This is a genomic window from Mesorhizobium sp. P171375, from assembly GCF_057786075.1.
The window spans coordinates 128,379-142,264 of sequence record NZ_JBYNWF010000001.1 but is presented as its reverse complement, the minus strand read 5'-3'; the positions used below and the strand labels follow the sequence as shown (position 1 = coordinate 142,264).

Genomic DNA, 13,886 nt, shown 5'->3' with positions numbered 1-13,886 from the left:
CGAAGCCCTCAAGCGCTCTTGCGCAGGTCGGGCTGCCTGGCAAACAGCTCGCGGAAGACCGGGTATATGTCGGCCGGCGCGGCAATGCGCCTCATCTGGAAGTTCGGCCATTTGCCGTCGACGGCGTTGTAGGCGCGCCAAAGCGACGTGCCGTTCTCGGTCGAGCCGAAAATGTGGCTTTCCCGTTCGTCGATGATCTCCACATAGGCGAAATACTGGCAAAGCCGCATGAGCTTGCGGTCGAGCAGTTCTATGCAGCGCTCGGAGTCGGTGGCGAAATTGTCGCCGTCGGAGGCCTGGGCGGCATAGATGTTCCATTCGGACGCCGGATAGCGCTCTTCGATGATGCGATGCATCTCCTCGAGCGCCGTGGAAACGACGGTGCCGCCGCTCTGGGTGTGGTGAAAGAAGGTGTGCTCGTCCACTTCCTGGGCTTCATGGGTGTGGCGAATGAAAACGAGTTCCGTCCGCTCATAACGCCGCGTCAGGAACAGATGCAGCAGCACGAAGAAGCGTTTGGCCAGATCCTTCTCGCGCTCGCCCATCGATCCGGAGACGTCCATCAGGCAGAACATGACGGCGCTGGCATTCGGCCGCGGCTGAGGGTCGAAGCGATTGAAGCGAATGTCGACCGGATCGACATAGGCGATCCGCCTGCGCCGGCGCTCCAGCCGATCGAGCTCTTCGCGCAGAGCCTCGATGCGTTCGCCTGTCTTTGCCCCCGGCGGCCTGGATTCGAGCTCGGCGATCTGCTGGGCGATGGCGTCCACGTCGGCCTGCTTTGGACGCCTGAGCGCGATGCGGCGCCCGTGGCTGTTGCGCATCGTGCGCCCGACATTGATGTTGGTCGGCGCGCCGCTTGCCGCGAAGCCCGCCCGCCTCGGCTTGAAGCTGAGTATCTGCTTGAGGCTGAGCTTGACCAGATCCGGCAGCTCGAGGTCCTCGAAGAAGAGGTCGAGCACTTCCTCGCGCGACAGCACGAAGCGGAAGTCGTCCTCGGATTCCGTGGTCCCCGGAGCCGAGCCGTAGCCTCCGCCGCCGCCAGGCTTGTCGATAAGATCGCCAGGGCTGAACGTCCGGTTGCCGGGCAGGATGTGCTGGCGCCGGCCGCTGTCCTTGTCGTCGCCGAAGGTCGGTTCACCGGTGCCCTTGCGCGGAATCGGCACGGCGTGCTCGCGATCGAGCTCGGCGATGCCGCCGGCGCGGACCTTGTCGCGGATGCTGCGCTTGAGCTCTTCGCGGGCGCGCCTGAGGAAGCGCTGGCGATTCCCAAGGCTTTTGTCCTTCGGGTTCAGGCGGCGGTCGATGAAGATCGGCATGGAACCGTCCCGGCTTTGCTCAGCCCGCTTTGTTCACGCGCATGTACCAGTCGACCAACCGGCGCACCTGCCGCTGGGTATAGCCGCGTTCCACCATCCGCTGCACGAATTCGTTGTGCCGCTTCTCCGTGACGCTGTCCTGCTTGGAGCCGAAGCTGATCACCGGCAGCAGGTCCTCGACCTGGCCGAACATGCGCTTCTCGATGACCTCGCGAAGCTTTTCGTAGCTCGTCCAGGACGGATTGCGGCCATGGTTGCGCGCCCGGGCGCGCAAGGTGAATTTGACCACTTCGTTGCGGAAGTCCTTGGGATTGGCGATGCCGGCCGGCTTCTCGACCTGCGACAACTCCTTGTCCAGGACCTCACGGTTGAGAATCTGCCCGGTGTCGGGGTCCTTGTAGTCCTGATCCTCGATCCAGGCATCGGCATAGGCGATATAGCGGTCGAAGAGGTTCTGACCGTACTCGCTGTAGGATTCCAGATAGGCTTTCTGGATCTCGTGACCGATGAACTCGGCATAGCGGGCCGCGAGTTCCGACTTGATGAATTCGAGATAGGCGGCTTCCGTTTGCTTCGGGAATTGCTCGCGCTTGATCGCCTCCTCGAGGATGTACATCAGGTGCACGGGGTCGGCCGCCACCTCCTTGGTGTCGTAATTGAACGTCTGCGACAGGATCTTGAAGGCGAAGCGCGTGCTGACCCCGGTCATGCCCTCGTCGACGCCGGCGGCGTCGCGATATTCCTGGACCGACTTGGCTTTCGGATCGACCTCCTTGAGGTTCTCGCCGTCATAGGCGCGCATCTTGGTGTAGAGCGACGAGTTCTCGTGTTCGGCAAGACGGGTCGAGACGGTGAAGCGGCTGAGAATGTCCAGCACTTCCGGGGCGCAGGGGCTGCTTGCCAGTTCGCTTTCGCGCAGCAGCTTCTCGTAGATTTGCCTTTCCTCGGTGATGCGCAGGCAATAGGGAACCTTGACCACGAGGATGCGGTCGAGGAAGGCCTCGTTGTTCTTGTTGTTCTTGAACTGCTGCCATTCCGATTCGTTGGAATGGGCAACGACGATGCCCTGATAGGGGAAGGCGCCGAAATTCTCGGTGCCGTTGTAGCTGCCTTCCTGGGTTGCCGTCAGCAATGGGTGCAGCACCTTGATGGGCGCCTTGAACATCTCGACGAATTCGAGCAGCCCTTGCGTGGTCCGGTTGAGGCCGCCGCTGTATGAATAGGCGTCAGGATCCGATTGGCTGAAATTCTCCAACTGCCTGATGTCGACCTTGCCGACCAGCGCCGAGACGTCCTGATTGTTCTCGTCGCCGGGCTCGGTCTTGGCGATGGCGACCTGCCGCAGCCGCGACGGCATCAGCTTGACGACGCTGAATTTGGAGATGTCGCCCGACAGTTCGTCGAGGCGCTTGGCCGCCCAGGGCGAAATCAGTCCGTTCAGGCGGCGGCGGGCGATGCCGTATTTATCCTCCAGCAGATCGCCCATGCGGTCGGGATGGAAAAGGCCGAGCGGCGATTCGAAGACGGGGCTGATCTTGTTGCCGACCTTCAGCGTGTAGATCGGGCGCTCCTCCATCAGCTTCTTCAGCCGTTCAGCCAGCGAGGATTTGCCGCCGCCGACCGGACCGAGGAGATAGAGGATCTGCTTGCGCTCCTCGAGCCCCTGCGAGGCGTAGCGGAAATATCCGGCGATGCGCTCGATCGTATCCTCCATTCCGTAGAAATCGGAAAAGGAGGGATAGACCTTGACGGTGCGGTTGGAGAAAATGCGACCGAGCCGCTCGTCCTTGCTGGTGTCGATCAGGTTCGGTTCGCCGATGGCCTCGACCATACGCTCTGGCGCCGAGGCATACATGGATTTGTCCTCGCGGCAGGCAAGCAGATATTGCTGGAGACTGATCTCTTCCTGGGCCGCGTTGGAATAAATCTCCGAAAACAGGTCGAAGACGTCTGATTGATTCTCGCGCATGATGCTTCGCCTCGGAGCCGACCGGCAGCCAATCGGCTCATCGCTCCATCAACTGCCGGAAAGCAGTGTGGTTCCCTTCTCCTGAAGGGACAGTGCACCGCACTCCGACATTGGCCTTCGGGGATGCCCGATTCGGCCGAAAATGCTCGCCTAATAAGATACGTGGTGATTGCTGGCGGAGCGTCAAGGAGAGGATTTGTTTTCGCACCGAAAGTTGTCATTTTTGGTTCGTAGATTAGGTGCGTGGCGAGCGTCCGCGCGCTGTCGCCTAAACTTGGCCGGAGATGACGATGATCGATCGACGCAGCTTCATCGTGGCATCCATCGCAGCGATGCTGGCTGCCGGTGGAACGGCAGCTAAGCCGCAGCGCCAGCCGCAACCGCAGACGTTCGACTATGGACCGGCCAAGCTCGACATTTACGCGCCGGCCGGCGCGAAGAACCTGCCGGTGGTGTTTTTCGTTCATGGCGGAACCTGGCAGTTCGGCAAACGCAGCCAGGTCGGTGCCAAGCCCGCCTTCCTGCTCGCCAACGGCTTCTGCTTCGTCTCCATCGACTATCGAATGTTGCCCGAGGCCGATGTCGCCACCCAGGCCGGCGATGTTGAGAAGGCCTATGCCTATGTCAGGGCCAACATCGCCAAACATGGCGGCGATCCCGACCGCATCGTCGGCATGGGCCATTCGGCCGGCTGCCACCTTGTCGCACTGACCGGCATGCGCGGCGGGCTGCCCGGCGTTGCCGGGCTGATCCTCGACGATACCAGGGCGTATGATCTTGCGGCACTCGAAAAAAGCGGCGGCATGGTCCGCGCTTATGCCCGCGTCTTTTCCGATCCTTCGCAATGGGCGGCTCTGTCGCCGGCGAGCTATGTCGACGGGCGCAAGCATCCGCCGACCTTCATCGCCTATTCGCGCGCCGATGGCCGCGACGAGCAATCGACGGCCTTTGCCGAGCGCCTGCGCGCTACCGGCACGGCGGTGACGCTGTTCGACGGCAGCGCCTACACGCATATGTCGATCAACCGTGACTTTGGCGAGGACGGCGATGCGTTGACGGCCGCCGCGCTGGCATTCCTGAAATTGACGGTCGCCTGACGTCTACCAGCGGGTCTTTTCGCCTGGGGCTGCCGGTTCGATGGCCAGGGCATGGACGCCGGCCTTCAGCTCCGCCGCCAGCAGTTCGTTGACGGCGCGGTGGCGGTCAATGCGGCTCATGCCGGCAAAGACGGGCGAGACGATGCGGACACGGAAATGCGTCTCGCCGGTGCCGTCATAGGCGCCGTGATGGTCGGAGCCGTGGTGATGGTGGCCGGCATGGAGATGACTTTCATTGACGATAGCCAGCCGCTCCGGCGAAAACGCCTTGTTCAGCTTGTCTTCCATGGTCGCCTGTATGGACATCGCCGTTTCCCTTCACCATATCTGCAAAGGCGTGATCGGGAAATCGGGATCGATCTCGCCGGGCCGCCTCAAAAATCACCATTCGCCCTGCTTTATGCCGCGATTCAGCGGTTAGGGCGATCATCGCGAAAATGTCAATTCTTGTTTCGCACGTGCGAACAGCCCATAAATGGGTGAGATGAAATCGTACCCCAAATATTTCGAGAAGATTCGGATCCGTCCCGAAAAGGACGCGGAGCTGAAGTCGCGCTCGCCAATCTGCCAGTGGGACGGCTGCAAGGAGGCCGGCACCCATCGCGCGCCGGTCGGCCGCATGAAGGAAGGCGAGTATTTTCAGTTCTGCTTCGACCACGTGCGCGAATACAACAAGGGTTTCAATTACTTCTCCGGCGTGCCGGATACCGAGATCGCTCGCTTCCAGAAGGAGGCGATGACCGGCCACCGGCCGACATGGAAGATGGGCCTCGCCGGCGCTTCGACGCGCTCCTCCCCCGATATGGCGCAGATGCGCTCCGGCCGCGCCGGCTATTACAACCGTATGCGCGACCCGTTCGACCTGTTCAAAGGCCCGAAAGACCCGCGCGAGGCGCGCGAACGCAAGGCCAAGCCGCTTGAGGCCAAGGCGCTGGAAACGCTTGGCCTTGATACAAAGGCGACTGGCAAGGACATCAAGGCGCGCTATAAGGAACTTGTGAAGCGCCACCATCCGGATGCGAATGGCGGCGACAGAGGTTCGGAAGACCGGTTCCGCGATGTGCTGCAGGCCTATCGCGTGCTCAAGCAGGCGGGTTTGTGCTGAGCGACCCAACGGTTCGTATCGTTTTCCAACTTTCATAAGGGTGGAAAAGGCTCTAAGACCGCCCCCGGACAAAATCGATTGCCGGCGAAATCAGGCTTTTCGCCCGTGGAGACGTGGATAGAGATGAACAAGGTCGATCGCGACATCGCCAATTTGCCGGACACGACGGTGTCGGTGAAGGAAAAATTCGGCTTCGAGTCCAAGATGGTGGTGCCGGCCTATTCGGTAACATCAGAGCATGTGCCGGACATCGATCCGGACTATCTGTTCGACAAGGCGACGACGCTGGCGATCCTCGCCGGCTTTGCCTACAACCGCCGCGTCATGGTGTCTGGCTATCACGGCACCGGCAAGTCGACCCACATCGAACAGGTCGCCGCCCGCCTCAACTGGCCTTGCGTGCGCGTCAACCTCGACAGCCATGTCAGCCGTATCGACCTCGTCGGCAAGGACGCCATCGTCGTCAAGGACGGGCTGCAGATCACCGAATTCCGCGACGGCATCCTGCCCTGGGCCTACCAGCACAATGTCGCGCTCTGCTTCGACGAGTATGACGCCGGTCGTCCGGACGTGATGTTTGTCATCCAGCGCGTGCTGGAATTGTCGGGCCGCCTGACGCTGCTCGACCAGAGCCGCGTCATCCGTCCGCATCCGGCGTTCCGGCTGTTTTCGACCGCCAACACGGTTGGCCTTGGCGACACCACCGGCCTCTATCACGGCACGCAGCAGATCAATCAGGCGCAGATGGACCGCTGGTCGATCGTCACCACGCTGAACTATCTGCCGCACGACAATGAGGTGAACATCGTGCTGGCCAAGGCCAAGCACTATCGCGACGGCAAGGGCAAGGACATCGTCAACAAGATGGTACGCGTCGCCGACATGACGCGCTCGGCCTTCATCAATGGCGATCTGTCGACGGTGATGAGCCCGCGTACCGTCATCACCTGGGCTGAAAATGCCGAGATCTTCGGCAATATCGGCATGGCGTTCCGGCTGACCTTCCTCAACAAGTGCGACGAGCTGGAGCGTTCGGTGGTGGCCGAGTTCTACCAGCGCGCCTTTGGCGAGGATCTGCCTGAGAGCGCCGCCAACGTGGTGCTGGGGTAACATCGCTCCATGGGAACAACCGGTCGGACGTTCCTGTGGGGCTTCTCAATCCTCTGCTTTGGTCTCTCTCAGGCAGCTATGGCCCAGAACGAACCCTTCAAGCCTGGGCAGACCTGGACCTATCACGGTGCGACGCCAATATCGTCGCGGGTGATCATAGGCGCAGTCGACAATCTGAAAGGCGAAGATCAACCGATCGTGTCGATTTCAGTTACCGATGCGCCGATACCGAATGACGGAAAGCCGCTGCAAACCGTTCCCCACCTTCCTGTGGCGGCCAACGTGCTCAGGGAGAGTGTGGTTGAGCTTGAGGGGACTGCACCAATTCCCGATGGCTTCGGCCATGGATATAGCCTGTGGAGACAGGCATATGACAGTGGCAAGGGCGGCTATTTTACAATCTCGGTGCAAGAGATTGTTGGCATCCTGCGCACCCAGCTCGGCCAGCAGCCGGCGGCGAAATAGAGATAGATAATGGCGGGTCCGGGCGACAACACGCGCAACAAGTCGAAGACGGGGTCTGAGGCCGACAGCTTCAAGCGCGCCGTCACCGTCTGCATGCGCGCCATAGCCGGCGACAAGGAGCTTGAGGTCGGTTTCGCCAAGGACAGGCCAGCGCTTGCCGGCAGCCGCGCCCGGTTGCCCGAACTGCCGAAGAAAGCCTCGAAAGAGGATATCGCGATTACCCGCGGTCTCGGCGATTCCATGGCGCTGAAGCGCGCCTGCCACGATCAGCGCATCCACACCAAGCTGGCGCCGGAAGGCAAGCTGGCGCGCTCGATCTATGACGCGGTCGAGCAGGCCCGGGTCGAAGCGATCGGCAGCCGCGCCATGCTGGGCGTCGCCGACAATATCGGCTCGATGCTGGAGGACAAATACGCCAAGGCCAATCTCGTCGACGTCAAGGACAAGGCCGACGCGCCGATCGAGGAAGCGCTTGCGCTCATGGTGCGCGAGAAGCTGACCGGCCGCCCGATCCCGAAGAGCGGCGAGCGGCTGGTCGAACTCTGGCGGCCCTGGGTCGAGGAGAAGGCCAAGGCCGACCTCGATGGTCTCTCGGCCAAGCTCGGCGACCAGCAGGCCTTCGCCCGCGTCGTGCGCGACATGCTGGCGTCCATGGAGATGGCCGAGGAACTCGGCGACGACCAGGAGACCGAAGACTCCGAGGACAATGACGAGAACCAGCCGCAAGGCGAAGAGCAGAGCGAGGAGGGTGGCGAAGACGATTCCGGCTCCGAGCAGTCGCAGTCCGAGGATGCCGAAGCGTCGGCTGACGACGAACAGTCGTCCGAGACGGAAGCCACCGATGCCACTGCCGACGATCTCTCCGACGATGACGATGCGGACGCCGAAACCCCGGGCGAAGCGCGCCGCAACGACAATCCCTTCACCAATCTGCCGAAGGAAATCGACTACAAGGTCTTTACCACCGCCTTCGACGAGACGGTCGGTGCGGAAGAGCTGTGCGAAGAGGAAGAACTCGACCGGCTGCGCGCTTTCCTCGACAAGCAGTTGGCCAATCTCTCCGGCGTCGTCGGGCGGCTCGCCAACCGCCTACAACGGCGCCTGATGGCGCAGCAGAACCGCTCCTGGGATTTCGACCTCGAGGAAGGCTATCTCGACCCAGCCCGGCTGGTACGTGTCGTCATCGACCCGATGCAGCCGCTGTCGTTCAAGCAGGAGCGCGATACCAAATTCCGCGACACGGTGGTGACGCTGGTGCTCGACAATTCGGGCTCGATGCGCGGCCGGCCGATCACGGTTGCCGCCACCTGCGCCGACATCCTGGCGCGCACGCTGGAGCGGTGCGGTGTCTCGGTCGAAATCCTCGGCTTCACCACGCGGGCCTGGAAAGGCGGCCAGGCGCGCGAAAAATGGCTTAAGGACGGCAAGCCGCCGAACCCCGGCCGACTCAACGATCTGCGCCACATCATCTACAAATCCGCCGACCATCCTTGGCGGCGGGCGCGCCGCAATCTCGGCCTGATGATGCGCGAGGGCCTGCTCAAAGAAAACATCGACGGCGAGGCGCTGCTGTGGGCGCACAACCGGCTGATCGCCCGGCCCGAACAGCGCAAGATCCTGATGATGATCTCGGACGGCGCGCCGGTCGACGATTCGACGCTGTCGGTCAACCCGGGCAATTATCTCGAGCGCCATTTGCGCGCCGTCATCGAGCTGATCGAGACACGCTCGCCGGTCGAGCTTCTGGCCATCGGCATCGGCCACGACGTCACCCGCTACTACCGGCGCGCCGTCACCATTGTCGATGCCGAGGAACTGGCCGGCGCCATGACCGAGCAGCTGGCCTCGCTGTTTGCCGAGGAAAACGCGCGCGACACGCGCCGCGGCGGCTATCGGCGCGCCGGATGATCTTTTTGCGCGGTGGCTTCAGGCAGACGTTTTTTGCCGCCACTGCCTTGTTTGGCATGGCTTTGGCGCCAGCCATCGCCGCCGGGCCAAGCGCGGTCGAGATGGTCGAAGTCTCGGCCCGACCGATCAGCAACTTCCATATAGGCAGCGCCGACAAACAGTTCGGGCCGCTGGAATTCGTCGGCGGACTGGAGATGACGTCGACGACGCGCGATTTCGGCGCGCTGTCGGCGTTTCGCTTCCTCAAACCCGGCGGCGATTTCATCGGCGTCGCCGATACAGGCTTCTGGTTTTTCGGCACCATAGTCCACGACGCCGACAAGCGGCCGTCCGGCATCCAGAACTTCCGCATGCAGCAGATGGTCGATACATCGGGCCGGCCGATCGACAAGAAATGGCAAGTCGACGCCGAAGGCCTGGCGGTCAAGGACGGCATTGCTACCGTCGGCTTCGAGCGCGACCAGCGCGTCGCCCAGTTCAAGATCGACCCTGACAATATGAAGGCGCCATTCAAGCAGCTGAATTTTTTGGTTCCGGCCCATGAACTTCGGCAGAATCGCGGCTTCGAGACCGTCACCCACGCCAATCCTTATGGCCAGCACGAAGGCGGGTTGGTCGTGGTCTCGGAAAAGAGCCTCGACAAATCAGGCAACATCTATGCCGCCATCATCGAAGGACCGCACAAGGGCGTCTTCACCGTCAAGCGCAATGGCGATTTCGACATCACCGACGGCGCCTTCCTGCCGGACGGCGACCTGCTGCTCCTGGAGCGCAGTTTTTCGATGGCCGGCGGGGTGAAGATGCGGCTCAGACGCATCTATGGCGAAAGCGTCGGGAAGGGCGCGGTTGCCGACGGACCGGTGCTGATGGAAGCCGATATGGGCTATCAGATCGACAATATGGAAGGGCTCGACGTCTGGACCCGAGACGACGGCGCGGTGATGGTGTCGCTGATCTCGGACGACAACCATTCGATCCTGCAGCGCAACCTCTATCTGGAATTCATCCTGCACCAGGATTGAGCCGACCGGATTTCTGCTTTCCCGTCTGCAACCATGCACGGTTTGGTAACGCCGAATCGGCAAACTGCCTTGCAATCCCTGGTTTCAGTCGGGCGACGCCTGTCTGGAACCGTGCAACCGGTTCTGGACCCATGACGAGCGTCTCATCCGTATCTCGACAGCAGGTGGCCCTGCAATTGCTGCTCAGAGGCGATTCCGGTGAGAAGCCGAAACCGATCGGCCTCCTGACCGATGGCCCGAGCCTTCGCCGAGGCGACAGTGCCCAGAAAAGTGCGCTCGAGCGGATCATCAAGCTGTCGATGGAAGGGGCCTGGGCCAGCAATGGATTCCTGGTCGTCATGCCCGTCAATGCAGAGTTCATCGAAACCGGATCCGGCAACGACACGGTCAACATCACCTCGTCCGGCGACGACACTGCGCCGAACTACATCTCGCTCGGAGACGGAAACGATCGGCTCAATCTCGTGGCCACCGAGGACGCCACTTCAGACTATTGGCAGGGCAGCACGACGGCAGGCGCCATGGCGCTGAAGGCATCCGATGCGGTCAACCACGAAATCTCCATCTTCGTGCCAAGCGGTCGCGGCATCTTCGCCGGCGCCGGCAATGATGTCGTCAACATTGCTGCCGGACGGGATGTCTACAACGTCATGGCCGGTGAAGGCGACGACGCGCTCACCGTTTCCGCGGGACGGGATATCTCGGGAATCTGGGGCGGCGACGGACGCGATGTGCTTGTCCTTGCGGGCGGAATGAACATCGACAACATAACCGGCGACGCCGGCGACGACATCATCACCGTTGCTGCGGGCAACGAAGCGCGCGGTATTTCAGGCGGTCAAGGCCGCGACATCATCACCGCCGCCGCCGGGCAGAGGGTCGATGGCATTTCCGGCGGCCAGGGCTCCGACATCATCACGATCGCGAGCGGTCAGGCCGTCTTTGGCGTCTACGGAGGCGATGATGACGACACCATCGCCATCGCCGCCGCCAAGGTCGATCGCGTCGAGGGTGGCAGCGGCGACGACACAATCAGGATCAACGCGCGCACCGCCGACGCCATTTCAGGCGGGCTGGGCGACGATCGGATCGATCTCACCGGCACGGACAAGGCCAAGCTGTTCTTCGATCGCGGCGACGGCAAGGATGTCGTCCGGGTTGCCGGAGAGACCACCATCGTCTTCGCCGAGCGTTCAATCGACGACGCCGACATCAGCTATGGCGACGGCAAGATCACCATCTCCTTTGCCGACACGGGCGACTCCGTGACGCTGGATTACAGCGCGGCGTCGTTGAAAGGACCCACGCCCAAGTTGAGCTTCGAGGACCCAGATCACCTCGACGTCCGTCGCGAGGCGCCGCATGGCTGGAATGCTTCCACCTTGTACCGGTATTTCGACGCGCACGGCGCGGGCGGCTTCTCGCTCACCCTGAGATAAGGCGCCGGCCCTTCGGCCGGCCGCCTTCCGCGTGTGCCTTGCCGTCTCTTAGCTTTCGCCTGTCTGGTTTTGCCCGGCTGATCGCACAGCTTTTCGAAAATACTTTAGTCGTGACTTGACAATTTTCTCTCGCCGGAATACTCAAGTCCATGCTTAACTATCCGGAGATTGACAGCATCCTGCGGGCTCTTGTCGAGCCCACCCGCCGCCAGATCCTGGAAAGGCTGAGCCGCGGACCAGCGACCGTCAGCCAACTGGCGGAGCCGTTCGGCATGACCTTTGCAGCCGTGCTGCAGCATCTGCAGGCGTTGGAAGCCTGCCGGCTGATCCGCAGTGAAAAGATCGGGCGGGTGCGCACCTGCCGGATCGAACCGGGCGGGCTCGCTCCGCTCGCCGACTGGATCGCGGAACGCCGCATTCCGGCGGAACGCCATCTCGACCGTCTTGGCCAGATCCTGGCCGAGACGGACCCCGAAGACCAATCCCCCGAATCCCCCAAGAAGACTCAGGACAAGGACCAAGAGACATGAACCAGATCGCCCCCGTAGAAGAGCACTCCGTCATCCACTCCACCTTCACAGTCGAGCGCACCTATCCGCAATCGCCGGCCAAGGTCTTCCATGCCTTTGCCGACAAGGAGACGGTGCGGCGCTGGCGCGTCGAAGGCCACGGCTTCACCATCGCCGAATTCAGCTTCGACTTCCGTGTCGGCGGCGCTGAGGTATCGCGGTTCAGTTATCAGGGCGGCCCGGAGATCAGGCTCGACGCGCAGTTCCAGGACATCGTTGCGGAACAGCGCATCGTGTTCTCCTATCGGATGGCAATCGGGCCACAGCCCATGTCGGCCTCGCTGACCACGGTCGAGTTGGCCCCGTCGGGTGAGGGCACCCGTCTGACCTTCACCGAACAGGGCGTGTTCTTCGATGGCGTCGATTCGGCGCAAGGCCGGGAAGAGGGTACGCGCGGTCTGTTGGAGGCGCTTGCCGCCGAACTGTCGAGATAGCTTCTATCCAAGTCGGGCGGGATCGAAGCGATCCGCCCGTCTTTCCTCGCAAGCTCAGCTAGAGGTTCGTTGCGATCCAGATGACATGGCGCGCGCCGCGCTTGCCGTTGGCGCGCGTCTTCACTTCTTCCACCGCAAAGCCCGCCTGCTTGAGCCTGCGCGTGAAGCCATTGTCGGGCCCTTGCGACCACACGGCCAGCACGCCACCGGGCTTGAGCGCGGTGCGGGCCGCTGTGAGGCCAGCGGCGCTGTAGAGAGCGTCGTTGCCCTTGTGAACGATGCCTTCGGGGCCATTGTCGACATCGAGCAGGACGGCGTCCCAGGCCGAGACATCGGATCTTATGATGTGCCCGACATCGGCTTCGCGGATGTTGACACGCGGGTTATCGAGACAACCGGCAAAAAGAGCGGCCATCGGGCCGTGTGCCCAAGCAATGACCGCGGGCACAAGCTCGGCAACGGTGACGCTTGCGTCGGCGCTGAGTTCGGCAAGGGCAGCACGCAGCGTAAAACCCATGCCGAGGCCGCCGATCAGGATTTTCGGTCGGCTGTGTCCGGCAATCCTGTCGCAGGAGAGTTTTGCCAGCTCTTCCTCGGAACCGCTGAGGCGGCTGTTCATCAGCTCATTGGTGCCGAGCATGATGGAGAATTCAGCCCCGCGCTGCTTTAAGCGCAGTTCCTGGGCGCCGTCGGGCGTCTTTGCACTGTCGAGTTGGACCCAGGGGATCACAGCGTTAAGCGGCCAAGGCCGGCTGGCTCCAGCGGGCGGCGAGCAGCCGGTAGGGGATCAGCGCCACCACGGCGATGATCAGCTTCACCGAGAGATCGCCGAGCGCCCAGGAGACCCAGCGCATGGTCTCGACCGGCAGCACGCCCATCAGCGGCGCCGTCTCCAGCGCAAAGCTGTCGTTCGGGCCGGCGAAGGCGAAGAGGGCGGAAAAGGCGACGCTGAAGAACACCAGCGTGTCAAACACCGAGCCGACCAGCGTGCCGACGATCGGCGCGCGCCACCAGCTCTGCCGGCGCAGCCGGTTGAACACCGTGACGTCGAGCAATTGCGCGCAAAGGAACGCCGCACCCGAAGCCGTCGCAATGCGCACCAGCCGGTCGGCTGCGGTCTCGAATTCGATCAGGCCGTGGCGAAACAGGAAGGGCGGGACGAGGATCGAGCAGATCACCGCGGTCATGAAGCCGACAAAAACGATGCGACGCGCCACGGTCGGGCCGTAGCGGCGGTTGGCAAGGTCGGTGACCAGGAAGGAGAAGGGGTAGGTGAAGGCGCCCCAGGTCAGGATGTCGGCCAGCGACAGGCCGCCGATCTGGCCCTGCATCGGGAACTGCACGAGAATGTTCGATGCCACGACGACAAGCGCCATGGCGGCCACAAAGGGCAAATATCGCGAGAAGGAAGTCATTTTTTTATCCTGGGTAATGGAACCAGCCAGGCGC

Annotated in this window: 14 protein-coding genes; 9 read left to right on the top strand and 5 right to left on the bottom strand. The window is 62.3% G+C overall.

Going from position 1 to position 13,886, the window contains the following annotated elements; translation table 11 throughout:
- Positions 1–8: 8 nt before the first annotated feature.
- Both ACYHH6_RS00705 and ACYHH6_RS00700 read right to left on the bottom strand, forming a co-directional pair.
- On the bottom strand, positions 9–1,319 hold the full coding sequence (locus tag ACYHH6_RS00705) for a YeaH/YhbH family protein (protein WP_112562199.1): 1,311 nt from the start codon (positions 1,317–1,319) through the stop codon (positions 9–11).
- 19 nt (positions 1,320–1,338) lie between these two features.
- Entirely contained in the window at positions 1,339–3,288 is a 1,950-nt protein-coding gene (locus ACYHH6_RS00700; protein ID WP_112562200.1) for a PrkA family serine protein kinase, read from the bottom strand.
- Positions 3,289–3,578: 290 nt separating this feature from the next.
- On the opposite strand from ACYHH6_RS00700, the gene ACYHH6_RS00695 reads away from it, so the two are divergent.
- On the top strand, positions 3,579–4,385 hold the full coding sequence (locus ACYHH6_RS00695) for an alpha/beta hydrolase (RefSeq protein ID WP_352585355.1): 807 nt from the start codon (positions 3,579–3,581) through the stop codon (positions 4,383–4,385).
- Positions 4,386–4,388: 3 nt separating this feature from the next.
- Here ACYHH6_RS00695 and ACYHH6_RS00690 read toward each other — a convergent pair whose 3' ends face one another.
- Positions 4,389–4,691, bottom strand: coding sequence for a BolA family protein (locus ACYHH6_RS00690; RefSeq protein WP_352585357.1), 303 nt, complete (start codon positions 4,689–4,691; stop codon positions 4,389–4,391).
- A 169-nt stretch (positions 4,692–4,860) separates the two neighbouring features.
- Here ACYHH6_RS00690 and ACYHH6_RS00685 point away from each other — a divergent pair, with 169 nt between their 5' ends.
- The 8 genes from ACYHH6_RS00685 (at position 4,861) to ACYHH6_RS00650 (ending at position 12,437) form a co-directional block, all read left to right on the top strand.
- Positions 4,861–5,490, top strand: coding sequence for a J domain-containing protein (locus ACYHH6_RS00685; RefSeq protein WP_112562202.1), 630 nt, complete (start codon positions 4,861–4,863; stop codon positions 5,488–5,490).
- Positions 5,491–5,613: 123 nt separating this feature from the next.
- The gene (gene cobS / locus ACYHH6_RS00680) at positions 5,614–6,600 is read left to right on the top strand and encodes a cobaltochelatase subunit CobS (protein ID WP_488500391.1); all 987 of its coding nucleotides are present in this window, start codon (positions 5,614–5,616) and stop codon (positions 6,598–6,600) included.
- 78 nt (positions 6,601–6,678) lie between these two features.
- Positions 6,679–7,065 (top strand): hypothetical protein, encoded by a 387-nt coding sequence (locus ACYHH6_RS00675; protein WP_352585359.1) that lies wholly within the window; start codon positions 6,679–6,681, stop codon positions 7,063–7,065.
- 9 nt (positions 7,066–7,074) lie between these two features.
- A complete protein-coding gene (cobT, locus tag ACYHH6_RS00670; RefSeq protein ID WP_352585360.1) occupies positions 7,075–8,973 on the top strand; it encodes a cobaltochelatase subunit CobT in 1,899 nt (632 codons plus the stop codon).
- Positions 8,970–9,995 (top strand): esterase-like activity of phytase family protein, encoded by a 1,026-nt coding sequence (locus ACYHH6_RS00665; protein WP_352585362.1) that lies wholly within the window; start codon positions 8,970–8,972, stop codon positions 9,993–9,995. Before cobT ends, ACYHH6_RS00665 begins: the two co-directional genes overlap by 4 nt.
- Before the next feature lie 131 nt (positions 9,996–10,126).
- On the top strand, positions 10,127–11,434 hold the full coding sequence (locus tag ACYHH6_RS00660) for a calcium-binding protein (RefSeq protein WP_352585363.1): 1,308 nt from the start codon (positions 10,127–10,129) through the stop codon (positions 11,432–11,434).
- Positions 11,435–11,583: 149 nt separating this feature from the next.
- A complete protein-coding gene (locus ACYHH6_RS00655; RefSeq protein ID WP_352585365.1) occupies positions 11,584–11,964 on the top strand; it encodes an ArsR/SmtB family transcription factor in 381 nt (126 codons plus the stop codon).
- Positions 11,961–12,437, top strand: coding sequence for an SRPBCC family protein (locus tag ACYHH6_RS00650; protein ID WP_352585366.1), 477 nt, complete (start codon positions 11,961–11,963; stop codon positions 12,435–12,437). The genes ACYHH6_RS00655 and ACYHH6_RS00650 overlap by 4 nt, the downstream gene beginning before the upstream one ends.
- 58 nt (positions 12,438–12,495) lie before the next feature.
- Here the strand turns inward: ACYHH6_RS00650 and ACYHH6_RS00645 are convergent, their stop codons facing one another.
- Positions 12,496–13,167 (bottom strand): spermidine synthase, encoded by a 672-nt coding sequence (locus tag ACYHH6_RS00645; RefSeq protein WP_352585368.1) that lies wholly within the window; start codon positions 13,165–13,167, stop codon positions 12,496–12,498.
- 4 nt (positions 13,168–13,171) lie between these two features.
- Positions 13,172–13,852 carry a queuosine precursor transporter gene (locus tag ACYHH6_RS00640; RefSeq protein WP_352585370.1) on the bottom strand — a complete coding sequence of 227 codons (681 nt, stop codon included), beginning with the start codon at positions 13,850–13,852 and terminating at the stop codon, positions 13,172–13,174.
- Between the last annotated feature and the right edge of the window lie 34 nt (positions 13,853–13,886).